The sequence below is a fragment of the Streptomyces sp. NPDC039423 genome (assembly GCF_055598725.1).
On record NZ_JBVKAH010000004.1, the window covers coordinates 475,488 to 500,209 of the forward strand.

At 73.7% G+C, this 24,722-nt stretch carries 23 protein-coding genes; 8 read left to right on the top strand and 15 right to left on the bottom strand.

The annotated features are described in order from the left end of the window. Nucleotides 1–23 precede the first annotated feature (23 nt). Entirely contained in the window at nucleotides 24–1,241 is a 1,218-nt protein-coding gene (locus ACZ7LK_RS16275) for a geranylgeranyl reductase family protein (protein ID WP_392273467.1), read from the bottom strand. Nucleotides 1,242–1,399: 158 nt separating this feature from the next. Here ACZ7LK_RS16275 and ACZ7LK_RS16280 point away from each other — a divergent pair, with 158 nt between their 5' ends. Together ACZ7LK_RS16280 and ACZ7LK_RS16285 are read left to right on the top strand one after the other, a co-directional pair. After that, complete coding sequence (locus ACZ7LK_RS16280) at nucleotides 1,400–2,785, top strand: M20/M25/M40 family metallo-hydrolase (protein ID WP_469464804.1); 1,386 nt, start codon at nucleotides 1,400–1,402, stop codon at nucleotides 2,783–2,785. A 134-nt stretch (nucleotides 2,786–2,919) separates the two neighbouring features. Continuing rightward, on the top strand, nucleotides 2,920–3,642 hold the full coding sequence (locus ACZ7LK_RS16285) for an MBL fold metallo-hydrolase (protein ID WP_471141309.1): 723 nt from the start codon (nucleotides 2,920–2,922) through the stop codon (nucleotides 3,640–3,642). A 97-nt stretch (nucleotides 3,643–3,739) separates the two neighbouring features. On the opposite strand, the gene ACZ7LK_RS16290 is transcribed toward ACZ7LK_RS16285, so the two are convergent. Then, a complete protein-coding gene (locus tag ACZ7LK_RS16290) occupies nucleotides 3,740–4,780 on the bottom strand; it encodes an NUDIX hydrolase (RefSeq protein WP_469464803.1) in 1,041 nt (346 codons plus the stop codon). A 230-nt stretch (nucleotides 4,781–5,010) separates the two neighbouring features. On the opposite strand from ACZ7LK_RS16290, the gene ACZ7LK_RS16295 reads away from it, so the two are divergent. Beyond that, complete coding sequence (locus ACZ7LK_RS16295) at nucleotides 5,011–5,229, top strand: hypothetical protein (RefSeq protein WP_471141313.1); 219 nt, start codon at nucleotides 5,011–5,013, stop codon at nucleotides 5,227–5,229. Nucleotides 5,230–5,408: 179 nt separating this feature from the next. On the opposite strand, the gene ACZ7LK_RS16300 is transcribed toward ACZ7LK_RS16295, so the two are convergent. Further along, nucleotides 5,409–6,365 carry an ROK family protein gene (locus ACZ7LK_RS16300; RefSeq protein WP_392273462.1) on the bottom strand — a complete coding sequence of 319 codons (957 nt, stop codon included), beginning with the start codon at nucleotides 6,363–6,365 and terminating at the stop codon, nucleotides 5,409–5,411. Between the two features lie 240 nt (nucleotides 6,366–6,605). Here ACZ7LK_RS16300 and ACZ7LK_RS16305 point away from each other — a divergent pair, with 240 nt between their 5' ends. After that, on the top strand, nucleotides 6,606–7,634 hold the full coding sequence (locus ACZ7LK_RS16305; RefSeq protein WP_471141317.1) for a LacI family DNA-binding transcriptional regulator: 1,029 nt from the start codon (nucleotides 6,606–6,608) through the stop codon (nucleotides 7,632–7,634). A gap of 128 nt (nucleotides 7,635–7,762) precedes the next feature. Here the strand turns inward: ACZ7LK_RS16305 and ACZ7LK_RS16310 are convergent, their stop codons facing one another. From ACZ7LK_RS16310 to ACZ7LK_RS16335, 6 genes are all read right to left on the bottom strand, one after another. Next, nucleotides 7,763–9,463, bottom strand: coding sequence for a serine/threonine-protein kinase (locus ACZ7LK_RS16310; protein WP_471141320.1), 1,701 nt, complete (start codon nucleotides 9,461–9,463; stop codon nucleotides 7,763–7,765). 101 nt (nucleotides 9,464–9,564) lie between these two features. Then, a complete protein-coding gene (locus ACZ7LK_RS16315) occupies nucleotides 9,565–10,863 on the bottom strand; it encodes a DUF6986 family protein (RefSeq protein ID WP_469464800.1) in 1,299 nt (432 codons plus the stop codon). Nucleotides 10,864–11,037: 174 nt separating this feature from the next. After that, nucleotides 11,038–12,000 carry an electron transfer flavoprotein subunit alpha/FixB family protein gene (locus ACZ7LK_RS16320; RefSeq protein ID WP_392273458.1) on the bottom strand — a complete coding sequence of 321 codons (963 nt, stop codon included), beginning with the start codon at nucleotides 11,998–12,000 and terminating at the stop codon, nucleotides 11,038–11,040. Between the two features lie 60 nt (nucleotides 12,001–12,060). Next, a complete protein-coding gene (locus tag ACZ7LK_RS16325; protein ID WP_392273457.1) occupies nucleotides 12,061–12,846 on the bottom strand; it encodes an electron transfer flavoprotein subunit beta/FixA family protein in 786 nt (261 codons plus the stop codon). A 189-nt stretch (nucleotides 12,847–13,035) separates the two neighbouring features. Further along, on the bottom strand, nucleotides 13,036–13,557 hold the full coding sequence (locus ACZ7LK_RS16330; protein WP_392273456.1) for a flavin reductase family protein: 522 nt from the start codon (nucleotides 13,555–13,557) through the stop codon (nucleotides 13,036–13,038). Between the two features lie 279 nt (nucleotides 13,558–13,836). After that, a complete protein-coding gene (locus ACZ7LK_RS16335; RefSeq protein WP_392273455.1) occupies nucleotides 13,837–14,271 on the bottom strand; it encodes a TlpA family protein disulfide reductase in 435 nt (144 codons plus the stop codon). Nucleotides 14,272–14,442: 171 nt separating this feature from the next. On the opposite strand from ACZ7LK_RS16335, the gene ACZ7LK_RS16340 reads away from it, so the two are divergent. Next, on the top strand, nucleotides 14,443–15,165 hold the full coding sequence (locus ACZ7LK_RS16340) for a lysophospholipid acyltransferase family protein (protein ID WP_392273454.1): 723 nt from the start codon (nucleotides 14,443–14,445) through the stop codon (nucleotides 15,163–15,165). Nucleotides 15,166–15,244: 79 nt separating this feature from the next. Here the strand turns inward: ACZ7LK_RS16340 and ACZ7LK_RS16345 are convergent, their stop codons facing one another. The 5 genes from ACZ7LK_RS16345 to ACZ7LK_RS16365 form a co-directional block, all read right to left on the bottom strand. Further along, nucleotides 15,245–15,937: a B3/B4 domain-containing protein gene (locus ACZ7LK_RS16345; RefSeq protein ID WP_392273453.1), complete on the bottom strand. Its 693-nt coding sequence runs from the start codon at nucleotides 15,935–15,937 to the stop codon at nucleotides 15,245–15,247. A 17-nt stretch (nucleotides 15,938–15,954) separates the two neighbouring features. Next, on the bottom strand, nucleotides 15,955–16,545 hold the full coding sequence (locus ACZ7LK_RS16350) for a transglutaminase-like domain-containing protein (protein ID WP_471141329.1): 591 nt from the start codon (nucleotides 16,543–16,545) through the stop codon (nucleotides 15,955–15,957). Nucleotides 16,546–16,615: 70 nt separating this feature from the next. Continuing rightward, nucleotides 16,616–17,695 (bottom strand): threonine aldolase family protein, encoded by a 1,080-nt coding sequence (locus ACZ7LK_RS16355; RefSeq protein ID WP_392273451.1) that lies wholly within the window; start codon nucleotides 17,693–17,695, stop codon nucleotides 16,616–16,618. Then, nucleotides 17,692–18,456 (bottom strand): SDR family NAD(P)-dependent oxidoreductase, encoded by a 765-nt coding sequence (locus tag ACZ7LK_RS16360; protein ID WP_392273854.1) that lies wholly within the window; start codon nucleotides 18,454–18,456, stop codon nucleotides 17,692–17,694. Before ACZ7LK_RS16360 ends, ACZ7LK_RS16355 begins: the two co-directional genes overlap by 4 nt. Before the next feature lie 26 nt (nucleotides 18,457–18,482). After that, nucleotides 18,483–19,880: a DUF6421 family protein gene (locus ACZ7LK_RS16365; protein ID WP_392273450.1), complete on the bottom strand. Its 1,398-nt coding sequence runs from the start codon at nucleotides 19,878–19,880 to the stop codon at nucleotides 18,483–18,485. Between the two features lie 319 nt (nucleotides 19,881–20,199). Here ACZ7LK_RS16365 and ACZ7LK_RS16370 point away from each other — a divergent pair, with 319 nt between their 5' ends. The 3 genes from ACZ7LK_RS16370 to ACZ7LK_RS16380 all read left to right on the top strand — a co-directional run bounded on the left by ACZ7LK_RS16370 (nucleotide 20,200) and on the right by ACZ7LK_RS16380 (nucleotide 23,997). After that, nucleotides 20,200–20,325, top strand: coding sequence for a hypothetical protein (locus tag ACZ7LK_RS16370; RefSeq protein WP_392273449.1), 126 nt, complete (start codon nucleotides 20,200–20,202; stop codon nucleotides 20,323–20,325). Nucleotides 20,326–20,391: 66 nt separating this feature from the next. Continuing rightward, nucleotides 20,392–21,075, top strand: a complete 684-nt coding sequence (locus tag ACZ7LK_RS16375) for a glycerophosphodiester phosphodiesterase (RefSeq protein WP_469465213.1) — start codon at nucleotides 20,392–20,394, stop codon at nucleotides 21,073–21,075. Nucleotides 21,076–21,210: 135 nt separating this feature from the next. Further along, nucleotides 21,211–23,997 (top strand): ATP-dependent Clp protease ATP-binding subunit, encoded by a 2,787-nt coding sequence (locus ACZ7LK_RS16380; RefSeq protein ID WP_392273447.1) that lies wholly within the window; start codon nucleotides 21,211–21,213, stop codon nucleotides 23,995–23,997. Nucleotides 23,998–24,060: 63 nt separating this feature from the next. Here ACZ7LK_RS16380 and ACZ7LK_RS16385 read toward each other — a convergent pair whose 3' ends face one another. Beyond that, nucleotides 24,061–24,624: a GNAT family N-acetyltransferase gene (locus ACZ7LK_RS16385; RefSeq protein ID WP_471141335.1), complete on the bottom strand. Its 564-nt coding sequence runs from the start codon at nucleotides 24,622–24,624 to the stop codon at nucleotides 24,061–24,063. Nucleotides 24,625–24,722 lie beyond the last annotated feature (98 nt).

A 24,722-nucleotide genomic window follows, 5' to 3' on the forward strand; every position in this document is an offset into this window, starting at 1 on the left:
CCCGTGGGCGGCGGGCAGCGGGTCTACAGCCGGCGGTCCAGGGCGTCCAGGGCGCGGCGGGCGAGGGACGAGCCGCGGACGAGCCCTCCCAGGGTGGTGACGCCCCGGGTGATGTCGGCGAACGCCCGCCACGCGGGCCGGAAGCCGGTGATCGTCGCGTGAAGGAGGCCCGGCCGCTTCTCGAACATGGCGAGCATCCGCCGCCCGACCGCCATCTCCACGCCCAGGCCCGCCTTGATGGCGAACGCGTAGTTCAGCGCCTGGCGCCGGGCGTCCACGGCGTCGCCCGCCTCGGCGATCCGTACCGCCCACTCCCCCGCCAGCCGCCCGGACCTCAGCGCGAAGGAGATGCCCTCGCGGGTCCACGGCTCCAGCAGCCCGGCCGCGTCGCCGCAGACCAGCACCCGCCCGCGGGACAGCGGCGAGTCGTCGCTGCGGCACCGCGTCAGGTGCCCCGACGAGATGGCGGGCTCGAACCCGGCCAGCCCCAGCCGGGCGATGAAGTCCTCCAGGTACCGCTTGGTGGCCGACCCCTCGCCGCGCGCCGAGATGACGCCGACGGTCAGCGTGTCGCCCTTGGGGAACACCCAGCCGTAGCTGCCGGGCATCGGCCCCCAGTCGATGAGCACCCGCCCCGCCCAGTCCTCCGCGACCGTGGCCGGAACCGGGATCTCCGCCTCCAGGCCGAGGTCGACCTGGTCCGTCTTCACCCCGACGTGCGCCCCTATCCGGCTGGCACTGCCGTCCGCGCCCACGACCGCCCGGGCGAGCACGACCTCGCCGTCGGCCAGCACCACGGCGACCGTGCGCCGGTCCGGTACCGCCGTGCCGTGCTGCTCGACGCGCGACACGGTCGCGCCCGTGCGCAGCTCGGCGCCCGCCTTCTGCGCCTGCTCGACCAGCCCCGCGTCGAACTCGGGCCGGTTGACCAGCCCGAACAGCATCCGCTTCGAGCGCCGCGTCCGGGCGAACCGGCCGTTCAGCGAGAAGGTGACCGCGTGCACCCGGTCCTGCAACGGCAGTTCGAACCCCGGCGGCAGGGCGTCGCGCGACGGGCCGATGATGCCCCCGCCGCACGTCTTGTAGCGCGGCAGGTCCGCCTTCTCCAGCAGCAGCACCCTGCGGCCCGCGACGGCCGCCGCGTACGCCGCGGACGCTCCCGCCGGTCCCGCGCCGACCACGACGACATCCCACACCGGCGCGGAGTTCTCGTTACCGGCGTCTGCGTTCTCGCTGCTCACGATGTGCTTCTGCTCCTGATCCCGACCCATGGCCCATGCTTGTGATCGCATCCTACGGCGCGGGCCGTCCGGGGCCCCTGTGGGAGGATCGGACGCGCGTTCGCCGTACATCGACACGCAACGCCCGACCCGCCGTCGCACCCACCAGGAGCGTGCCCATGACCGCCCAGCCGACCCGGCCGATCGCACCGATCGCCGAGACCGTCGCCTCCCTGATGCCCCGCGCCAAGGCGGAGCTGACGGAACTGGTGGCCTTCCAGTCGGTGGCGGACCCGGCCCAGTTCCCGCCGAGCGAGTGCCGCGCGGCCGCGGCCTGGGTGGCCGACGCGCTGCGGGCGGAGGACTTCCAGGACGTGTCGGTGATCGACACCCCGGACGGCTCGCAGGCGGTGTACGGCTACCTGCCCGGCCCCGAGGGCGCGCCGACGGTCCTGTTGTACGCGCACTACGACGTGCAGCCCCCGCTGGACCCGGCCGGCTGGGACACTCCGCCGTTCGAGCTGACCGAGCGGGAGGACGGCCGCTGGTACGGGCGCGGCGCCGCCGACTGCAAGGGCGGGTTCATCATGCACCTGCTCGCGCTGCGCGCCCTCAAGGCGAACGGCGGGGTACCGGTCGGCGTCAAGGTCATCGCCGAGGGGTCGGAGGAGCAGGGCACCGGCGGCCTGGAGCGGTACGCGGAGGCGCACCCCGAGCTGCTGGCGGCGGACGCGATCGTGATCGGCGACGCCGGGAACTTCCGGGCGGGCCTGCCGACCGTGACAGCGACGCTGCGCGGGATGACGATGGTGCGCGTCACGGTGGACACCCTCCAGGGCAACCTGCACTCGGGGCTGTTCGGCGGGGCGGCGCCGGACGCGCTGGCGGCGCTGATCCGCGTACTGGACTCGCTGCGCGCCGAGGACGGCTCCACCACCGTGGACGGGCTGGCGGCCGACGGCGCGTGGCAGGGCCTCCAGTACCCGGAGGAGGACTTCCGCAAGGACGCCAAGGTGCTCGACGGGGTCGGGCTCATCGGTCACGGTGCGGTCGGCGACCGGCTGTGGGCGCGCCCGGCCGTCACCGTCATGGGCATCGACTGCCCGCCGGTCGTCGGCGCCACCCCGTCCGTGCACGCCACCGCGCGGGCGCAGGTGAGCCTGCGCGTGCCACCGGGCCAGGACGCGGCGGAGGCGACGAAGCTGCTGACCGCCCACCTGGAGGCGCACACCCCGTGGGGCGCGCGGGTGACGGTGGAGCAGGTGGGGCAGGGCCAGCCCTTCCGGGCGGACGTCACGAGCCCGGCGTACACCTCGATGGCCGAGGCGCTGGGGGCGGCCTACCCGGGCCAGGAGATGCAGATCGCCGGCATGGGCGGGTCGATCCCGCTCTGCAACACGCTGGCGGCGCTGTACCCGGACAGCGAGATCCTGCTGATCGGGCTGAGTGAGCCCGAGGCGCAGATCCACGCGGTGAACGAGAGCGTGTCGCCGGACGAACTGGAGCGCATGTCGGTCGCGGAGGCGCTGTTCCTGGTGAACTACGCGGCCGCCGGGCGGGGCTGAGCGGGAGCGCGGGCCGACCGGGACCGGGGCGTTCGGCCGGCGGCCGGATCCGCTGGCGGCGGATCCGCCCTCGGCGGATCTGCCGACGGCAGAGCGGACGGCCCCGGGCGGCCGCGGGTGCCTACGCTCGCCGCATGATCGTTAACGTGGACGTCCTCGAGGTACGGCCCCGGCTGCTCATGCTGCGCTTCCCCGTGGGGCAGGCGTACGTGTGGGTGGACGGGGACGACGACCTGACGCTGATCGACGCCGGCTGGGCCGGCACGGCACCCCTCATCGCGGCGGCGCTACGGAGCCGGGGCCTGGTCCCCGAGGGCCTGCGCCGGATCGTGCTCACCCATGGCCACGGGGATCACGTGGGCGCGGCGGAGGAACTGGCTTCGCGGTACGGCGCCGAGGTGCTGGCGCACGCCCTGGACGCCCCGGTCGTCCGGGGCGAGGCGCCGGTCCCCGACCCCGTACTCCTCGACTGGGAGGTGCCGCTGTACGAGCACGGGCTGACCGTCCCGGTCGCGCCGCCCACCCGGGTGGACCGGGAGGTCGAGGACGGGGACGGGCTCGGGTTCGGCGACGGGGCGGTGGCGGTCCACACACCGGGCCACACGGACGGTTCGATGGCGGTGCACCTGCCCCGGCACGGCGTGCTGTTCACGGGCGACACGGTCGCGTCGGTGGGCCGGGTGACGCTGGGCGTGTTCCATGTGGACCGGGAGCGCGCCAAGGCGTCGGTGCGGCGGCTGGCCGGCCTGGCACCGGACACCCTCTGCTGCGGGCACGGGGACCCGGTGACCGGCGGGGCGGCGGCGGAACTGGCCGCGGCGGCGGCCCGGGACGCCGCCGGCACCGTACGCCCGTAGCGTCACCCGCCGGCGCCCCGGGCGGCCGGACGCGACCGGGCGCCGGCCACCCCCGGCGTCCCGGTGTGCCGGCCGAGCGCGCCGGAAGCCCGGCGCGTCAGCCGACCGGGACACCCGCCTCCAGGTTCAGCACCGTGCCGCGTTCGCGGGCGCGCAGGGCCCAGCGAAGCCGTTCGAAGCGGTTCGGGGGGAGCATCCCGGAGGCCTCGCCCTCGGTGACGAACCGCCAGCCGCGCAGTTCGGCGCCCGGCAGCAGCACCCGTCCGGCCTGGGCGGCGGTGAGCCGGCCGCCGTCGAAGAGGAGGCGGAGGCCGCCGTAGCCGGGCGGTTGTGGGGGCTCCCAGTCGACGAGCAGCAGTCTGGGCACGGCGTCCAGGTGGAGCCCGATCTCCTCGGCGACCTCCCGCATCCCGGCGCGGGCGGGCGGTTCGCCGCGTTCGACCACGCCTCCGGGGAATTCCCAGCCCGGCTTGTAGGTGGGGTCGACGAGGAGCACCCGGTCCTGCTCGTCGAAGAGGAGGACGCCGGCGGCGAGGGTCTCACCGGTCGGCTCCGGCGTCTGCACGATCCCGCACGCGGGCGCCGCGCCCGTGCGGATCGCGTCGGCGACGGTCCGCGCGGTCTCGGCGGGGGTGAGGCGGCTGTTGTCGACGGCGTGGGCGTCGGCGGCCAGCCAGCCGCCGAGCGCCGCCCGGTAGGGCTCGATGTGGTCGTACGCCCACTGCCGGACCCGCTCGTTGCCCTCGGGGTCGTCGTCGAACTCCACGCGACCGGCGATACGGCTGCGCAGTATCGTTTCGTCCGGTGTCAGCAGCACATGGTGCACGGCGATGCGACGGGCGGCGAGCCCGCCGAAGATCTCGTCGCGGTACTCCTGGCGCAGCAGCGTCATCGGCACCACCAGGACGCCGCCGACCTCGGCGAGCATCGCGGCCGCCGCGTCCACGACCATGCGCCGCCACATCGGCAGGTCCTGATAGTCGGTCACCTCGGCGAGCCTCTTCTGCGGCAGCAGGTGGCGCAGCGCCCCGCCGACGATCTCGGGGTCGTAGACGGTGCTGTTCGGGATCAGATCGATCAGTTCGCGCGCGGCACTGGTCTTGCCGGCGCCGAACGCACCGTTGATCCAGACGATCACGGTTCCCCCTCCTCCGTAGCCCCCAGTGGCTTGCCCGCAACACCCTGCCACGGAAACCCGCGAGGGCACGCGGGTGTCCGGCCGGGGACGGAACTGTGGCCGGGCTGTTGCGCTTCCGTCGCCGACGACGGGGCATACGGAACGTCTCACTGTATGAAGACATACCCGCACAGGCCGTAACGGCCCGGCAGGGGGTGTCGTTGGAGCAGGTGATGGACAGGGGGTGTGCGATGGCACGCATGGTGTTGGAGAGGTTCCCGGCGGGAGGCCCCCGGGGTTCGTGGCCGGCCGAGGAGTTCGCCCGGGCCCGCCGGGACGAGGGCCTGGCGGCGGAGGTCGTGATGGACATCGACGCGGACGCGTTCCTGGTGGTCGTCCCGCAGCCGCGCGGCATGGACCTCCGCGCCGATCACCGCTCGGGGTACCGCACCCCGGCCGCCGCCCACTGACCCGGCGGGCCGGGTCGCCGCCGGGCGGGGCGCCCGGCCGGTGACGCCGGTCCTTCCCGGGCGGAACTCCCGGGCGGTGACGCCGGTTCCCTCAGGGCGCGGCGTCGGACGGTGATCCGGTCCGTCCCTCATGGACGCGGCGCGGCGCCCCGTCGTAGCGGGCGCGGCGCCCGCCGGGTTCAGGCGGGGAGGCCGGCGGCCGGCGCGGGGCGGGCGGGGGTCACGGCGGCGGCCGCGCCGAGGAGACCGGCGTCGCCGCCGGTGAGCGCCGGGGCGACCGTCAGGCGCCGGACGAAGGACAGCGTGGCGTAGTCCCGCAGGGCCCGCCGCAGCGGGGCGAACAGGACGTCGCCCGCGCCCGCGACGCCCCCGCCGATCACCGCGATGTCGATCTCGACCAGCGTCGCCGTGGCCGCGATCCCGGCCGCGAGCGCCCGCGCGGCACGCTCGAAGGACGCGGTGGCGACGGGGTCCCCGGCGCGGGCCGACGCGGCCACCGCGGCGGCCGTGGTGTCACCGTCCGGGCCGGGCCGCCAGCCGTTCTCCAGGGCCCGGCGGGCGATGTTGGGCCCGCTGGCGATCCGCTCCACGCAGCCGCGCGCCCCGCAGGGGCAGGGGTCACCGTCCAGATCGACACTGATGTGACCGATGTGACCGGCGTTGCCGGTGGGTCCCGGATGCAGACGGCCGTCCAGGACGAGCCCGCCGCCGACGCCCGTGGAGACCACCATGCACAGCGCGTTGTCGTGCCCACGGGCGGCACCCTGCCAGTGCTCGGCGGCGGTCATCGCCACACCGTCGCCGACCAGAGCCACGGGCAGACCGCCGACCGCCCGGCGCACCCGCTCCACCAAGGGGAACTCGCGCCACCCGGGCACGTTGACGGGGCTGACCGTACCGGCCGAGGCGTCCACCGGTCCCGCGCTGCCGATCCCCACGGCCGTGACGCCCGGCCACAGCGGCGACGCCGAGAGCTCGGCGAGGACCGCCTCGACGGCACCCATCACCGTCTCGGCGCCCTCCCGCGCCGGGGTGGGCCGCCGCACCCGCAGGCGCATGCCGCCGCCACCGTCCACCAGGGCGCCGGCGATCTTGGTGCCGCCGATGTCCAGCGCGGCGACGAGGTCGGAATGCATCGGTGTCGGATCCCCCGGTGAGAGCGTGAGCATGCGCACGGGCGCCAAAACGGCGCGGCGCGGACGCGCGGGGCGCGACCGGCGCGGCCGGCGGACGTGCGCGGGGCGCCGTTCGAGAACGGTTCAGGAACGACCACCTAGTCTCCCCCGCGATGACAACGTTGTCCAGGGCCTATGCTCGACGCCACAGCCTTGCACACCCACCCGCACCACGGACGACGAACGACAGGACAGCGCACCGTGCCCGAGACCGCCCGCCGCCCCGCCCACCGCTACGGCAACCGGCCCACTATGAAGGACGTGGCCGCCCGCGCGGGCGTCGGGCTCAAGACCGTGTCCCGCGTGGTCAACGGCGAGGCGGGAGTCACGCCCGACACCGAGCGCCGGGTCCAGGAGGCCATCGAGGCGCTCGGCTTCCGCCGCAACGACAGCGCGCGGGTGCTGCGCAAGGGGCGCACCGCCTCCATCGGGCTGGTCCTGGAGGACCTCGCCGACCCGTTCTACGGGCCGCTCAGCCGGGCCGTGGAGGAGGTCGCCCGGGCGCACGGGGCGCTGCTCATCAACGGCTCCAGCGCCGAGGACCCGGACCGGGAGCAGGAGCTGGCGCTCGCGCTGTGCGCCCGTCGGGTCGACGGGCTGATCGTCATCCCGGCCGGTTCGGACCACCGTTACCTGGAGCCGGAGATGCGGGCGGGCATCGCGACGGTGTTCGTGGACCGGCCGGCCGGGCGGATCGACGCGGACGTGGTGCTGTCCGACAGCTTCGGCGGCGCCCGCGCCGGAGCGGAGCACCTGATCGCGCACGGGCACCGCAGGATCGGGTTCATCGGTGACCGGCCGCGCATCCACACCGCCGTCGAGCGGCTGCGCGGTTACCGCGCGGCGATGGAGGACGCGGGCCTGGTGGTGGACGAGGCCTGGGTGTCGCTGGGCCCGACCGATCCGGAGCGGGTACGGGCGGCCACGGCCGCGATGCTCGCGGGCCCCGACCCGGTGACGGCCGTCTTCGCCGGAAACAACCGGGTGACGGTGACCGCCGTGCGGGAGCTGGCCGGGCGCGAGCGGCCGGTGGCGTTCGTCGGCTTCGACGACATCGAGCTCGCCGACCTGCTGGGCATCACGGTGATCGCCCAGGACGCCGCCGCGCTGGGGCGCACGGCGGCGGAGCGCCTGTTCCGGCGGCTGGACGGAGCGGACGACGCCCCGGCGCGCACCGTCCTGGACACGGTGCTCATCCCGCGCGGCTCGGGCGAGATCCCGCCCGCGTAGGAGACGGCCCCGCGACGGGCCCCCGCCCGGCCCGCACCGGCGCGCACCGGCCGGAACCGGGCGATGACCTCGCGGCGCCGGGCACGGCATCGCGACGCGCCCGGGTGAGGCCCGGGGGGGCGGCGGGGTCAGCAGAGGGGCAGGCCCGGTACCGGCTGGTCGTTGGCGCCGCCCTTGATGTAGACGTCGCTGATGTACACGCCGGTGTTGCCGCTGTCGTCGTCCGTCCTGGCCCACCAGACGTTGGTCCACTCCCCCGAGGTCTCACGGCGGCCCAGGTCGCTCTGGCAGTAGAAGTAGTTGGTGCCGGCGTTGAGGACGCCGGCCTCGCCGCCGTCGGCCCGGTAGGACGTGGCGGTGCGCCACACCTGGCAGTCGTACTTGCCGCCGCCGATGGAGTGGCACGCCGGGGCGGGCTCCCCGCCGCCGCCGGTGGTCGTCGTGGATCCGCCGTCGCCGGCGGTGCCACCGGTGGAGCCCGGTCGCGAACCGGTGCCCGTACCCGAGCCGGCCCCCGTCGTTCCCGCCGCGGAGCCGGTCGAACCGCCCGCGTCGGCAGCGTCCTTGCCGCCGCCCGTGGCCGCGCCGGTGCCGGAGGCGGGCGTCCCGTGCGTCGGCGTGGCGGACGTCGCGGCCGCCGGCGCGGAGGCGGCGGGACCGGCGCCGGGCGTGCCGCCGCTCGCGGCGGGGCCGGCACCGGGGTCGAGCGCGCGGCCCGGGTCCGGGCTGCCGGAGCCGTCGGCCCGCCCGCCGGCCGGCTCCCGGCCGGCCGCCACGGCCGGCTCCTCGTCGCCCATGAAGGCGTACGACACGCCTCCTCCGGCGAGCAGCACGGCGGCCGTCGCCGCCGCGACGAGCAGCTTCCCGCGGCCTCCGCGCTCCCGCTCCCGGGGAGTCACCGCGGCCGTCGGGACCGTAGCAGGCGCCCCCGGCGGAGGGACGGGAGACTCCTGGGGTGCCACGGTCGCCGGTCCGAAGCCCTGGGGCCGGTGGGGCAGGACGGTGCGCTCGGTGGGGACGTACACCGGAGCGGACGGCCCTTCGCCGGCCGTCCCGGCGTCACGGCCCTCCGCGACCGCCGCCAGCAGCCCGGCCGCGGTCGCCGCGTCCGGCCGCCGGGCCGGATCCTTGTGCATCAGCAGCCCCAGTACGGGGCCGAGGGCGCCCGCCCGGCGGGGTTCGGGCAGCGGCTCGCTCACGATCGCGGTGAGCGTGGACCACGTCGACGTACGCCGGAAGGGCGAGGCGCCCTCGACCGCCGCGTAGAGCGTGGCGCCCAGCGCCCAGACGTCGGACGCGGGGCCCGGCTGGTGGCCCTGGGCGCGCTCCGGGGCGAGGTAGTCGAGCGAGCCGACGATCTCGCCGCTGCGGGTCAGGTGCGTGGTGGAGCCGTCACCGGGGTCGTCCATGGCGGCGATGCCGAAGTCGGTGAGGACCACCCGGCCCCCGCGGTCCAGCAGGACGTTGCCGGGCTTGACGTCGCGGTGGAGCACGCCGACCGCGTGCGCGGCGTCGAGCGCCTCCAGCACCTTGGCGCCGATCGCGGCGGCCTCGCGCGGGTCCATGACGCCGCGCTCGGCGAGGACGTCGTCGAGGGACGGCCCGTCCACGAACTCCATGACGATGACCGGCCGGCCCAGGTGGTCGGCGACGTCGTGGACGGAGATGACCCCGGGGTGGCGGACCCGCGCCGCGGCCCGTGCCTCGCGCTGCATCCGCAGCCGCAGATCGGCCAGCTCGTGGCCGGAGGAGTCCGTGAACGTACGGAGCTCCTTGACGGCCACCTCGCGGCCGAGGACCTCGTCGACGGCGCGCCAGACGACGCCCATGCCACCGCGCCCGAGCTGCCGGACCACCCGGTAGCGCCCGGCGATCAGTTCGGCGTACAGGGTACGGGGCAGCGATGACGGGCCCCGACGGCCGCCCGCCGCTACTGGGCGGTGGCCGTCAGGTCGCCTCGGCGCGGGGCGGCGAAGCCGTCGAGGTCCGCGCGGGTCAGTCCGGTGAGGCGGGCGACCTCGTCGGTGTCGAGGGCGCCGCAGTCGATGCCGCGCAGCAGGTAGGAGCTGAGGGCCTTGGCGGTGGCGGGCTCGTCCATGACATCGCCGCCGGCGTGGTTGGCGTAGGCCGACAGGCGGGCGGCGGCCTGTTCGAAGCCCTCGCGGTAGAAGGCGAAGACGGCCGCGTACCGGGTGGGCAGGTGGCCGGGGTGCATGTCCCAGCCCTGGTAGTAGGCGCGGGCCAGGGCGCGGCGGGTGAGGCCGTAGTGCAGGCGCCAGGCGTCGTGGACCTTCTCGGTGGTGCCGACCGGGAGGACGTTGGTGGAGCCGTCGGAGACGCGTACGCCGGTGCCGGCGGCGGCGACCTGCATGATCGCCTTGGCGTGGTCGGCGGCGGGGTGGTCGCTGGCCTGGTGGGCGGCGGACACGCCGAGGCAGGCGCTGTAGTCGAAGGTGCCGTAGTGCAGGCCGGTGGCGCGGCCCTCGGCGGCGTCGATCATGCGGGCGACGGTGGCGGTGCCGTCGGGGGCGAGGATGGCCTGGCTGGTCTCGATCTGGATCTCGAAGCCGAGGCGGCCGGCGTCGAGGCCGTGGGCCTTCTCGAACGCCTCCAGGAGTCGTACGAAGGCGCTGACCTGCTCGGCGTAGGTGACCTTGGGGAGGGTGAGGACGAGGCCGTCGGGGAGGCCGCCGTGTTCCATGAGGCCGCTGAGGAAGACGTCGGTGGTGCGGATGCCCCGGTCGCGTACGGCGGCCTCCATGCACTTCATGCGGATGCCCATGTACGGGGCGGCCGTGCCGCCGGCGTACGCCTCGGAGACGAGCCGGGCGGCGCGGGCGGCGTCCGTGTCCTCGGCCGTGCCGTCCTTGCCGCCGTAGCCGTCCTCGAAGTCGACGCGGAGGTCCTCGACGGGTTCGCGCTCCAGCTTGGCGCGGACGCGGGCGTGGACGTCGGCGGCGAGCGCGTCGGGGAGGCCGAGGACGGCGGCGAAGGAGGCGGCGTCGGGGGCGTGCTCGTCGAGCATGGCGAGCGCCCGGTCGCCCCAGGAGCGGATGGTCCCGGCGTCGAAGGCCTCGCCGGGTACGTACACGGTGTGGACCGGCTGGCGGGTGCCGGGGTCGCCCGGGTAGCGGCGCGCGAGCTCCTCGTCGACCGGGACGAGGGAGGCGCTGATGCCCTCGCTGACCGCACCGGTGAGGCTCGTCGCCACCTTCTCCTGCTGACCCATTCCCACACCCTCCAGTTTTCCACTCCACGGAATCAACAATCCGTATGGTGAAGTTAATGGGTGTCCCGGACCTGCGTCAATGGTCGCCCCGACGACACGGGGCCGCGCGGTGGAATCCACCGCGCGGCCCCGGAGCCGGTCGTGTGCCGCGGTTCGACCGCGGCCGTCCGTGGGTCAGCCCTTACGGGACTTGATCTCCTCGGTGAGCTGGGGGACGACCTGGAACAGGTCGCCGACCACGCCGTAGTCGACCAGGTCGAAGATCGGGGCCTCGGCGTCCTTGTTGATGGCCACGATGGTCTTCGAGGTCTGCATGCCGGCGCGGTGCTGGATCGCACCCGAGATGCCGGAGGCGATGTAGAGCTGCGGGGAGACCGACTTGCCGGTCTGGCCGACCTGGTTGGTGTGCGGGTACCAGCCGGCGTCGACGGCGGCGCGGGAGGCGCCGACGGCGGCACCGAGGGAGTCGGCGAGGTCCTCGATGATCGAGAAGTTCTCGGCGCCGTTGACACCGCGGCCGCCGGAGACCACGATCGCGGCCTCGGTCAGCTCGGGACGGCCGGTCGACTCGCGCGGGGTGCGGGAGACGACCTTGGTGCCGGTGGCCTTCTCGGAGAACGAGACGGACAGGGCCTCGACGGCGCCCGCGGCCGGGGCGGCCTCCACGGGAGCCGAGTTCGGCTTGACCGTGATGACCGGGGTGCCCTTGGAGACACGGGACTTGGTGGTGAAGGAGGCGGCGAACGCGGACTGCGTGGCCACCGGGCCCTCGTCGCCGGCCTCGAGGTCGACGGCGTCGGTGATGATGCCGGAGCCGATGCGGACCGCGAGGCGGGCCGCGACCTCCTTGCCCTCGGCGGAGGACGGGACGAGCACGGCGACCGGGGAGACGGCCTCGTGCGCGGCCTGGAGCGCGTCCACCTTCGGGACGACCAGGTACTCGGCGAACTCGGGGGCGTCGGCGGTGAGGACCTTGACCGCGCCGTGCTCGGCGAGCGTGGCGGCGGTGGCCTCGGCGCCGGAGCCGAGCGCGACGGCGACGGGCTCGCCGATGCGGCGGGCCAGGGTCAGCAGCTCCAGCGTGGGCTTGCGGACGGCACCGTCCACGTGGTCGACGTAGACGAGAACTTCAGCCATGGGACTTCAATCTCCTGCGATGCGAAGAGTCTGGGGGGCGGTGAGTGGCTCGCGCGAGCCTTAGATGAACTTCTGGCCCGCGAGGAACTCGGCAAGCTGCTTGCCGCCCTCGCCCTCGTCCTTGACGATCGTGCCGGCCGTACGGGCCGGACGCTCCGCAGCCGAGTCGACCTTGGTCCAGGAGCCCTCCAGGCCGACCTCGTCGGCCTCGATCTCCAGGTCCTCGAGGTCCAGGGACTCCACCGGCTTCTTCTTGGCGGCCATGATGCCCTTGAAGGACGGGTAGCGGGCCTCGCCCGACTGGTCCGTCACGGACACGACGGCCGGCAGGGACGCCTCGAGCTGCTCCGACGCGGTGTCGCCGTCACGGCGGCCCTTGACGGTGCCGTCCTCGACCGAGACCTCGGAGAGCAGCGTGACCTGCGGAACGCCCAGGCGCTCGGCGAGGATGGCCGGGAGCACGCCCATGGTGCCGTCGGTGGACGCCATGCCGCAGATGACCAGGTCGTAGCCGGTCTTCTCGATCGCCTTGGCGAGCACCAGCGACGTGGCCATGACGTCGGAGCCGTGCAGGTCGTCGTCCTCGACGTGGACGGCCTTGTCGGCGCCCATGGACAGCGCCTTGCGGAGCGCGTCCTTGGCGTCCTCGGGGCCGACGGTCAGGACGGTGATCTCCGCGTCGTCCGCGTCCTCGGCGATCTGGAGCGCCTGCTCCACCGCGTACTCGTCCAGCTCCGACAGCAGGCCGTCGACGTCGTCGCGGTCGACGGTCAGGTCATCGGCGAAGTGCCGGTCGCCGGTGGCGTCGGGCACGTACTTCACACAGACAACGATCCTCAAGCTCACGCCGGCTCTCCTACACATCGTCATAACTGGGCTGCCTTGTTGCACGCAGCATAGGCGCCTGATGGGACGGTTTCCGCTCGGGGCGGTGGACGCCCCTCCCGAAATATTACTCGTCAGTACACCGATTGCTTTCCCGGTAAGCAAGCGCTTTGAACTGTGACCTTGCCAACGCTCCGTAACCGGGATTTCTCAGTCGCGCAGAGCGTTGAAGCGCCCTTCGTGGTAGAGCAGCGGACGCCCGGCGCCGTCCGGATCGCCGGCGACGACCTCGGCCACCACCAGGCGGTGATCACCGGCCGGGACGCGGGCGACGATCCGGCACACCAGCCAGGCCGGCACACCCTCCAGGACCGGTACGCCCTCGGGGCCGGTGTGCCAGCGCGTCGGCGCGGCGAAGCGGTCGGCGCCGCTGCGGGCGAAGGTGGCCGCGAGGTCGCGCTGGTGCTCGCCCAGGACGTGCACGCCGACGTGTCCGGACTCGGCGATGACCGGCCAGCTCGAGGAGGACGTCCCTACGCCGAACGAGATCATCGGGGGCTCGGCGGACACCGAGGTGAGCGAGGTGGCGGTGAAGCCGACGGGGCGCTCCCCCCGCGCGGTGATCACCGCGACGCCCGCCGCGTGGCGCCGGAAGGCGGAGCGGAGCAGGTCGGGCGTGGCGAGCCGGGCGGCCCGGGGGGCCGGGTCGGCGGCGAGGGACGGGACCGTCATGGGTGGTTCCTTCTTCGGGGGGCGCGGGGAGGGGGTCCGTGGCTGCTCAGACACCCGGACAGCGCGCGCTCGCGCCGCGGGCCGGGTCGACGTCCGCCCGCCCGTGGAGAAGGAGTTCCTGGGGCACGGCGTCAGCCTGACGATCGGTGGCCCGCACAGTCAAGGCCGCCCGGGGATGTGCGACGTGCGTCACGGCGGGTCACACCCCGCTACCCGGTGGGCGCCGGGTCACACCCCCGGCACCGGGGGCGGGAGGGGCGGGCGGGAGCGGCACGGGGGTCACACGGCGTGGCCGAGGGCGGCGATGACGTCGGCCCGGCGGGGCTGGCCCGCGGCCAGGCGGACGATCCGGCCTTGGCCGTCGAGCACCAGCACGGTGGGGGTACGGACGATGCCGAGGTCGCGCACCAGGCCGAGGTTGTGCTCCGCGTCGACCTCCACATGGGCGACGCCGTCGACCATCCCCGCCACCTCGGCCAGCGTGCGCCGGGTCGCGCGGCACGGCTGGCAGAAGGCGCTGGAGAACTGCACGAGCGTCGCCCGCTCCCCCAGCTCCGCACCCAGTTCGGCCGCTCCGAGCACCCGCCCGCGCCCCTCGCCCTCCCGCACTCCGCTCTCCCGTCCCTCGCCGTGCCGTCCGTCAGCCGTGCCATGCCGTCCGTCCATCCCCCGGTGCAGCGCACCGGGGGCGCACAGGATTCCCGATACAGGCATGAAACCGCTCCTGAGCGGACATGACGTGACGAGAATCTCGCTGTCCGGAGTCGTCAGGACTGGCCTGTACGGCGCACATGGTGCACGATCGGCCCCATGCCGGATACCTACGGCTGCGTAACTTCCGCCGGGAGAACCCTCCCCAGGCACTGAAGAAGGGTCTTCCTCCAGATGGCAGAACTCGTCTATCGGCCGGTCATCGGCGCCGCCCTCACGATGTTCAAGGCGCTCGACCTGAAGATCGACACTCAGGGTTCGGAGAACATCCCGCGGACGGGCGGGGCCGTGCTGGTGAGCAACCACATCAGCTATCTGGACTTCATCTTCTCCGGTCTGGCGGCACTGCCGCAGAAGCGGCTCGTGCGGTTCATGGCCAAGGACTCGGTGTTCCGGCACAAGATCTCCGGTCCGCTGATGCGGGGCATGAAGCACATCCCGGTGGACCGCGCGCAGGGCGAGGCCGCCTACCACCACGCGCTGGAGTCGCTGCGCGCCGGCGAGATCATCGGGGTCTTCCCCGAGGCGACCATCTCGCAGTCCTTCACGCTCAAGAGCTTCAAGTCGGGCGCGGCCCGGCTGGCGCAGGAGGCGGGCGTCCCGCTGATCCCGATGGCGCTGTGGGGCACCCAGCGGCTGTGGACCAAGGGGCGGCCGCGCAACTTCCGGCGCAGCCACATCCCGGTGACGATCCGGGTGGGCGAGCCGGTGGAGGCGCCGACCGACCAGTACGCGGGCGCGATCACCCGCAGGCTGCGCGAGCGGGTGCAGGAGCTGCTGGAGGCGGCGCAGCGCTCGTACCCGGTGCGACCCAAGGACGCGGCCGACACCTGGTGGGTCCCGGCGCACCTCGGCGGTACGGCCCCGACCCCGGCCGAGGTCCGCGAGGCGGGCTGACGGTACGGCCCGGGGCCCGGGTCCGGCGGCGCGGGCCCGGACCGGCGTGGGCCCGGCGCCGGCGCGCCGCACGGGCGCGTCAGACCGGCGGGCGGACCGTGACGAAGGCGCCGGGGCTGAGCTTCTCCAGGGATTCGGCCAGTTCGGCGCCCGCGGCCTCCAGCTCGCCGCGCGTCAGCGGCGCGAGGCCCTCCAGGAGGAACAGCGCGTTCACCGACCGCTCGGTGAGCCGGGTGCGGACGCCCTGGCGCCAGTTCCAGCGCCGGCAGGTGACGCCCTCGTCGTCGCACCAGACCACCTCGCCGGCCTCCGGGTGCTCGGTGACCTCCTCGCCGCCCGCGGCGGTGGCGAACGGCTCCGTGCCGGTGGCGCGGACCAGCCGCATCCCGCCGCGGATCCGGTCGGCGTCCTCGCCGCCGACCGGGACGAGGTGCGCCACGCTGACCGCGTTGTAGGCGTCGACCAGCCGGTTGATCCGGGGCAGGCCACCGTCGGCGAGGGCCCTCCTGGCGAGCGCCTCGGCGGAGTTGCGGGTACGGGACGGCTTGGCGCCGAAGGCGCCGTAGGCCGCGCGCCAGGCGGCGATGTGCGGGTCCTCGTGCGGGGCGCGGCCCCCGAGGCGCTCGGCGAGCCGCCGGGCCGCATCGTCGAGGAGGGCCGCGCTGGTCCCGTCGCTGGGCCCGTTGACCAGACCCCGGGCCTCGACGGCGAGGTGGGTGAAGCCGGGGACGAGCGTGCGTACCTCGTCGGAGACGGTGAGCGTCAGGGTCATGGTCGGGCCGTTCCGGGTCAGCGGGTGGGTGGCAGGTGCGTGGGCAGCGTGCCGTCCAGGTGGCGCCGGTCGCGGGCGGCCTTCAAGGCGTCCAGGACGACCGGATGTGGTTCAGCGTACAGCACCGGATAGTCCATTTCATTGGACTCTGGTCGTACGGTGAAGGCGACCTGCTCCCGGTCGGCCCGGAACCGGGCGGCCGCACCCGGCCCGCCGCCCCGCGGATCCTGGCGCACCCAGCCCGCCCCGCCGGGGAGCCGCACCGCGACCAGACCGTGCAGGGCCTCGAAGCCCTGGTAACACAGGGCCGTGGGGATGGACCGGGCACGCAGCAGGGCTGCCAGGGCATGGCACTTGGCGTAGCAGATCCCGGTGCGCCGCTCCAGCACGTCGGAGGCGCGCCAGGTGACGCGCGGGTCGTCGGTGTCCTGCGAGTGGGGAATGGTGTCGCGGACGAACGCGAAGGCGGCCTCCGCGTATGAGTATGCGTCCGGATGATCGACGGCGAGGCGCTTCACCACCGCCCGCACCCGCAGGTGCTCATGGTCGATGACGTCGTCTGCCGCTACGTATGCGGAGAGTTGGGGCACCTGCTGGATGAGCTCCATGCTGCCCGACCATAGGCAGACGGCCGACCGGAGTCAATCACTTTCCGGTCGGCCGCATACTTATTCACCTCTAGCCGTGCGCCATCTCTTCCTTCAGCGCCAGCAGGAACGCGTCGACGTCGTCCTCCGTGGTGTCGAAGGAGCACATCCAGCGCACGTCGCCGGCCGCTTCGTCCCAGAAGTAGAAGCGGAACCGCTCCTGGAGGCGCCGGGTCACCGCGTGCGGAAGCCGTGCGAACACGGCGTTCGCCTGCACCGGGTAGAGGATCTCCACCCCGTCGACCGCGCGCACGCCCTCCGCCAGGCGCTGCGCCATCGCGTTGGCGTGCCGGGCGTTGCGCAGCCACAGGTCCTTGGCGAGCAGCGCTTCGAACTGCACCGAGATGAAGCGCATCTTGGAGGCGAGCTGCATCGACATCTTGCGCAGGTGCTTCATGTGGCTGACCGCGTCCGGGTTGAGCACGACCACGCACTCGCCCCCGAGCATGCCGTTCTTGGTGCCGCCGAAGGACAGCACGTCGACCCCGACCGCGTTGGTGAACGCCCGCATCGGCACGTCCAGCGAGGCGGCCGCGTTGGCTATCCGGGCGCCGTCGAGGTGCACCTTCATGCCCAGACCGTGGGCGTGCTCCACGATCGCCCGGATCTCGTCCACCGTGTAGAGGGTGCCCAGCTCGGTGTTCTGGGTGATCGAGACGACCTGGGGCATGGCGCGGTGCTCGTCGTCCCAGCCGAACGCCTGCCGGTCGATGAGCTCGGGGGTCAGCTTGCCGTCCGGCGTCGGGACCGTCAGCAGCTTCAGCCCGGCCATGCGCTCGGGCGCGCCGCCCTCGTCCACGTTGATGTGCGCGGACTCGGCGCATATGACCGCGCCCCAGCGGTCGGTGAGCGCCTGGAGGGCGGTGACGTTGGCGCCGGTGCCGTTGAACACCGGGTACGCCTCGGCCGTCGGCCCGAAGTGGCTGTGCATCAGCCGCTGGAGGTGGTCGGTGTACACGTCCTCGCCGTAGGAGACCTGGTGGCCTCCGTTGGCGAGGGCGATGGCCGCGAGGATCTCGGGGTGGACGCCCGCGTAGTTGTCACTGGCGAAGCCCCGCACCGCCGGGTCGTGGCGACGCTTCGCGTCCGTCCTGGCGGTCTGGGGGGTCACGGCTTGGGGGTCAGCCACAGGCGCTGTCCATTCACTTCCCGGGCGGGCTTCTCCCAGACGGCGGCGATCTCGTCGGCCAGATCCGTGACGTCCGTGAAGCCCGCGAACTTGGCGTTCGGGCGCTCGGCGCGCATGGCGTCGTGCACCAGAGCCTTCACGATCAGGATCGTAGCCGCGGCCTTCGGGCCGTCCTCGCCGCCCGCCTTGCGGAAGGCGTCGCCGAGCGCGAGCGTCCAGGCCTCGGCCGCCGCCTTGGACGCGGCGTAGGCGGCGTTCCCGGCGGTGGGCTTGCTGGCGCCGGAGGCGCTCACCAGCACGTAGCGGCCGCGGTCGCTGCGCAGCAGCCCGTCGTGGAAGGCGAGGGAGGTGTGCTGGACGGTGCGGATCAGCAGCTTCTCCAGCAGGGCCCAGTCGGCCAGGTCCGTGGCGGCGAAGGTGGCGCTGCCGCGCCAGCCGCCGACCAGGTGGACCAGGCCGTCCACCCGGCCGAACTCCTTCTCGGTCTTGTCGGCCCACTCCCGGGTCGCGCCCAGGTCGAGCAGGTCGACGGTGTCTCCGACGACGGTCGCCCCGCCGTGCGCGTACCGGGCGGCGTCGACCGCCTCGGCGAGCCGGGCCGGGTCCGCGTCGGAGGCGACCACGGTCGCGCCGGCCTCCGCGAGCCGCAGCAGAGCGGCCCGGCCGGCCGCGCCCGCCGCTCCGGCCACCGCGATGACGGCACCCTCGAGCGGGCCGCCGTTTCCGTTGCCCTTGCCGTTCATGGTCGTCGTCTCCTCCGTACGAGAGCTCACGCGGCGACCCTCTCGGCCTTCTCGGCGGTGATGCCCTTGGTGGAGGCGATCACGTTCTTCAGCTTCTTGGAGAGGGCCTCATAGAACATGCTCAGCGGAAACTCGTCCGGAAGCACGTCGTCGACGAGCTTGCGCGGCGGCAGGCTGAGGTCGAGCGCGTCGGGGCCCTTGGCCCAGCGGGAGCCGGGGTGCGGGGCGAGGTAGTCGGAGACCAGGTCGTACGCGGCGAACCAGTGGACCAGCTTCGGGCGGTCGATGCCGTCGCGGTAGAGCCGCTCGATCTCGTCGCAGAGCTGGTTGGTGACCAGCGGGGCGCGCTCCCAGTCGATCTTCAGCGTGTTGTCGGTCCAGCGCAGCACGTCGTGCTTGTGCAGGTACGCGAAGAGGAGCTGGCCGCCGAGGCCGTCGTAGTTCCGGTTGCGGTCGCCGGTGACCGGGAAGCGGAACATCCGGTCGAACAGCACGGCGTACTGGACGTCACGGCCGTGGGGGTTGCCCTCGGCGTCGAGCTTCACGGCCTCCTTGAAGGCGGTGAGGTCGCAGCGCAGCTCCTCCAGGCCGTACATCCAGAACGGCTGGCGCTGCTTGATCATGAAGGGATCGAACGGCAGGTCGCCGTGGCTGTGGGTGCGGTCGTGGACCATGTCCCAGAGCACGAAGGCCTTCTCGCAGCGCTCCTGGTCGCCGAGCATCTCGCGGATGTCCTCGGGCAGTTCCAGACCGAGGATGTCCACGGCCGCCTCGGTGACGCGGCGGAAGCGGGCGGCCTCGCGGTCGCAGAAGATGCCGCCCCAGCTGAAGCGCTCGGGGGCCTCGCGCACGGCGATGGTCTCGGGGAAGAGCACGGCCGAGTTGGTGTCGTACCCGGAGGTGAAGTCCTCGAAGGTGATGCCGCAGAACAGCGGGTTGTCGTAGCGGGTGGCCTCCAGCTCGGCGAGCCACTCCGGCCAGACCATGCGCAGCACGACCGCTTCGAGGTTGCGGTCCGGGTTGCCGTTCTGGGTGTACATGGGGAACAGCACCAGGTGCTGGAGGCCGTCCATGCGGTTGGCGGCCGGCTGGAAGGCCAGCAGCGAGTCCAGGAAGTCCGGCACCGCGAAGCCGCTGTCGGCCCACTTGCGCAGGTCGGCGACGAGCGCGCGGTGGTACGCGGTGTCGTGCGGGAGCAGCGGGGAGAGCTGCTCGACCGCCGAGACGACCCGGTCGAGGGTGGTGTCGACGAGGGCACGGGAGGGGGCGCCCTCGGCCGTGAAGTCGATGGAACCGTCCGCCGACTGCCAGGGGCGGATCTCTTCCACGGCATTCTTGAGCTCGGGCCAGGCCGGGTGCTCGATCACCCTGGCGTCGGCGGTCACGTCCCCGCCGGCAACATCCTGCACAAGAATTTCCGTCATCACACTTCCTCCACGGGAGAACCTCGCGTCAGAGCACCGTATCCATGGGTGGTTCTTCGCCACAAGGGGAGCAGGAAGAAAATATCCTGTCCACCCCCCACTCAGGCCGCTGTTTTTCCTGTCCGGCATGGGGGAAGCAGCGTCATCCACGGATTGTCAACGGCCGTACGGGGTACCCGCACCGGTCGTCGGCATGCCTCGCCCGCACCCCGCCGGAGCACCCCCGCGACACGCCCACGCACGGGTGAAGCGGATGGCGGCACGCCGGGCGCCGCCGGTAGGACGGTGGGGTCCCGTCCCCTGCCGGAAGTCCCGTGCCATGAGTCTCCGCGCCGTCCTGGCCGCCGCCGTCCTGACCGGTTTCCTGCTGGGCGTCGCCGCGCCCGGGGTGGAACACTCCGCCTCCTCGCGCGGGACGGGTTCCGTCCCGGCCGCGGATCGTTAGGCTGCGACGGTGCCGCGGGTGGCACGGCACCGCGCGGCAACCGCCGTCGACGGAAGCGAGAAGATCTTGAGTTTCCTCACCATCGGTCATCGCGGAGTCATGGGTGTCGAACCGGAGAACACCCTGCGGTCCTTCGTCCGCGCGGAGCACGCGGGCATGGACGCCATCGAACTGGACCTGCACCTGAGCAAGGACGGCGCGCTCGTCGTCATGCACGACGCCGAGGTGGACCGGACGACCGACGGCAGCGGGCGCATCGCCGAGAAGACCCTCGCCGAGCTGCGGGAGCTCGACGCGGGGCTGGGCGAGCGGATCCCGGTGTTCGAGGAGGTCCTGGACGCCGTACGGACGCCGCTCCAGGCGGAGATCAAGGACGTGGCCGCCGCCCGGGCGCTGGCCGAGGTGATGCGGCGGCGCGACCTGGCCGGGCGGGTGGAGGTCTCGTCGTTCCACGACGAGGCGGTCGCCGAGATCGCGCGGCTGGTGCCGGGCGTACGGACGGTGCTGATCGCGAGCCACTGGGGCGACGACATCGTGGCGCGGGCGCGGGCCGTGGGCGCCGCCACGCTCGCGCTGAACGTCCGCCGCCTCACGCTGGAGACCACGGAGCGGGCCCGCGCGGGGGGACTGCGGGTGATCGCCTGGGTGGTGAACACCCCACAGCACCTCCGGCTGGTCCGCGCGCTCGAACTGGACGGCGCGACGACCGACCACCCCGAGATCCGGCGTACCGGCCGCTTCATCGCCTGAGCGGCGGCACGGAGCCGCTGTGCGTACCACCCGTCACAGGTGTAACCGGAATGCGCTCGGGAACCCGCGACCTGGATCCGACAGGTCTTCTCGTACAGCGTGTCCCGGCCACACCGGACACCGGAACGGACGCATATGAGCAGCGGTTTCATGGGTCCGGAGGGTTACGGCTCCGACCCGTTCAGCGAGTTCCTGGCCCGTTTCTTCGGGGGCGGGTCCGGATCGTCCCCGGCCGCCGGCGGGCGGCCCATCCCCCGGTACATCGACATCGGCCGTCTGATGAGCGAACCCGCGCGCCGGATGGTGGGTGACGCGGCCTCCTACGCGGCCGAGCACGGCAGTACCGATCTGGAGACCGAGCACCTGCTGCGGGCCGCCCTCGCCACCGAGCCGACCCGGGACCTGATCGCCCGCGCGGGCGCCGATCCGGACGCCCTGGCCGAGGAGATCGACCGGACCGCCGGCGAGGGGCCCCCGCAGTCCCGGATCGCCGTGACGCCCGCCGTCAAGCGGGCGCTGCTCGACGCCCACGACCTGGCGCGGCACACGGGCGCCTCGTACATCGGCCCCGAGCACGTGCTCGCGGCGCTCGCCTCCAACCCGGATTCGGCGGCGGGGCGGATACTGAACGCGGCCAAGTTCGACCCGGGCGCCGTCCAGGGCTCCGGCCCCGGGCGCGGCGGCCCGGGCCCCTGGGTGGGCGACACCGACCAGCGGCCGGCGCCCCAGCGCGGCACGCCCACGCTGGACAAGTACGGCCGCGACCTGACCGACATGGCCCGGGCGGGCCGCATCGACCCGGTGATCGGCCGGGACACGGAGATCGAGCAGACCGTCGAGGTGCTGTCCCGGCGCGGCAAGAACAACCCCGTGCTGATCGGCGACGCCGGAGTCGGCAAGACGGCGATCGTGGAGGGACTGGCCCAGCGGATCGCCGAGCACGACGTACCGGACACGCTGCGCGACCGGCGCCTCGTGGCGCTCGACCTGTCGGGCGTGGTCGCCGGCACCCGCTACCGCGGCGACTTCGAGGAGCGGCTGAACAACATCATCGAGGAGATCCGCTCCCACTCCGAGGAACTCGTCGTCTTCATCGACGAACTGCACACCGTCGTCGGCGCCGGAGCCGGCAGCGGGGGCGGCGACAGCGGGCCCATGGACGCGGGCAACATGCTCAAGCCCGCGCTCGCCCGGGGCGAACTGCACGTCATCGGCGCGACCACCATGGAGGAGTACCGCCGCTACATCGAGAAGGACGCGGCGCTCGCCCGCAGGTTCCAGCCCATCCTGGTGCCCGAGCCGGCCCCCGAGGACGCGCTGGAGATCCTGCGCGGCCTCCAGGACCGCTACGAGGCCCACCACCAGGTCCGCTACACCGAGGGGGCGCTGAGCGCCGCCGTCGAGCTGTCCGACCGGTACCTGACCGAACGCTTCCTGCCCGACAAGGCCATCGACCTGATCGACCAGGCGGGCGCCCGGGTGCGGCTGCGCACCCACACCGACACCGACGTCCGGGCGCTGGAGCGCCAGGCGGAGCAGCTGGCCCGGGACAAGGACCAGGCGGTGGCGGCCGAGCAGTACGAGCGGGCGACGGAGCTGCGCGACCGCATCCAGGAGATCGGTGAACGGATCAAGGCGGGGCGCGGGGCCCGGCCGGCCGGGGACGGACGGGTCGTGGAGGTCACGGCGGAGGACGTCGCGGAGGTCGTCAGCAGGCAGACCGGCATCCCGGTCAGCAGCCTCACCCAGGAGGAGAAGGACCGCCTCCTGGGACTGGAGGAGCACCTGCGGCAGCGGGTGATCGGCCAGGACGAGGCCGTCACCGCGGTGTCCGAGGCGGTACTGCGCTCGCGCGCCGGCCTGGCCGACCCGCGGCGCCCGATCGGCAGCTTCCTCTTCCTCGGCCCGACCGGGGTGGGCAAGACGGAGCTGGCGCGGGCGCTGGCGGACGCGCTGTTCGGCAGCGAGGAGCGGATGGTGCGCCTGGACATGAGCGAGTTCCAGGAGCGGCACACCGTCAGCCGGCTGGTCGGCGCGCCGCCCGGGTACGTGGGGCACGAGGAGGCCGGGCAGCTCACCGAGGCGGTGCGCCGCCACCCGTACTCGCTGCTGCTGCTGGACGAGGTGGAGAAGGCCCACCCGGACGTCTTCAACATCCTGCTCCAGGTGCTGGACGACGGGCGGCTGACCGATTCGCAGGGCCGCACGGTGGACTTCAAGAACACGGTCGTCGTGATGACCAGCAACCTCGGTTCGGAGGCCATCGGCACCGGCCGGGGCGTGCTCGGTTTCGGCTCGGCGGAGTCCGGCGCGGAGGACGAGGCGATGCGGGAGCGGGCGCTGCGGCCGCTGCGGGAGCACTTCCGCCCCGAGTTCCTCAACCGCATCGACGACATCGTCCTGTTCCGGCGGCTCGACGAGGAGCAGCTCCACCGGATCACCGACCTGCTGCTGGAGGAGACCCGGCGCCGGCTGCGCGCGCAGGACGTCACGGTCGAGTTCGCCCCGGAGGCCGTCGACTGGATCGCCCGCCGCGGCCACCAGCCCGAGTACGGGGCCCGTCCGCTGCGGCGCACCATCCAGCGGGAGGTCGACAACCGGCTGTCCCGGCTGCTGCTGGACGGCCGGCTCCCGGCGGACTCGCGGGTGCGGGTGACGGTCGGCGACGGGCGGCTGGCGTTCGCCACGGACCGGCCGGGGGCGCCGGGTGACACGGGGCGCCCGCCGGGCGGGGAACCGGCCGGGCGGGAGCCGGTCGACACCGGTTCGCTGGGCAAGCCGGGGTCGATGGACCGTCCGCCGGGGTCGACCCGGAGCGACCGGGCCGCCCCTCCCGGCGGACCGGAGGGACGCGGCGGATCAGGAGGACCGGGCGAGCCGGGCGAGCCCGGTCTGCCGGGGACCGCGGCGCGGGACGTGTGAGCGGCGGGCGGCCCCCCGGTCCCGGGTCGTGTCGGCGAAGTCCCGCCCGGCCCGCGGTGTCCCTCAGGCGCGCGGCGGTACGAGGTCCTTCACCAGGAGCTCGAACTCCAGGTCGTCGCGGAGCGGGAGGCCGAAGCGCTCGTCGCCGTACGGGAACGGGGTCGTCCGCCCGGTGCGGCGGTAGCCGCGCCGCTCGTACCAGGCGATCAGCTCGTCCCGGACCGAGATCACCGTCATGTGCATCTCGCGCACGCCCCACCCGGCGGAGGCGAGCCGCTCCGCCTCGGCGATGACGCGCCGGCCCAGGCCGCCGCCCTGGAGGCCGGGGCGGACGGCGAACATCCCGAAGTAGGCGGCGTCCCCCCGGTGTTCGAGCTGGCAGCAGGCGACCAGGGTGCCCTCCCGCTCGGCGATCAGCAGCCGCGAACCGGGCGTGGCGATGACCTCGCGGACGCCCTCGGGGTCGGTGCGCTGCCCGTCGAGGATGTCCGCCTCGGTGGTCCAGCCGGCCCGGCTGGAGTCGCCCCGGTAGGCCGACTCGACCAGTTCGACGAGCGCGGGCACGTCGGCCTCGGTGGCGTCGCGGTAGGTCAGTGCGTCCGCGTCCTGGGGCAGTGCGGTGTCCATGGCTCTCCCTCGAAGCTGTCCGGGCCCTCGTGTCCGTGCGGTCCCGCCGTGCAGCGTAACGCGCCGTGTTCACGCTCCCCCTGTACGCCCCTGCGCTC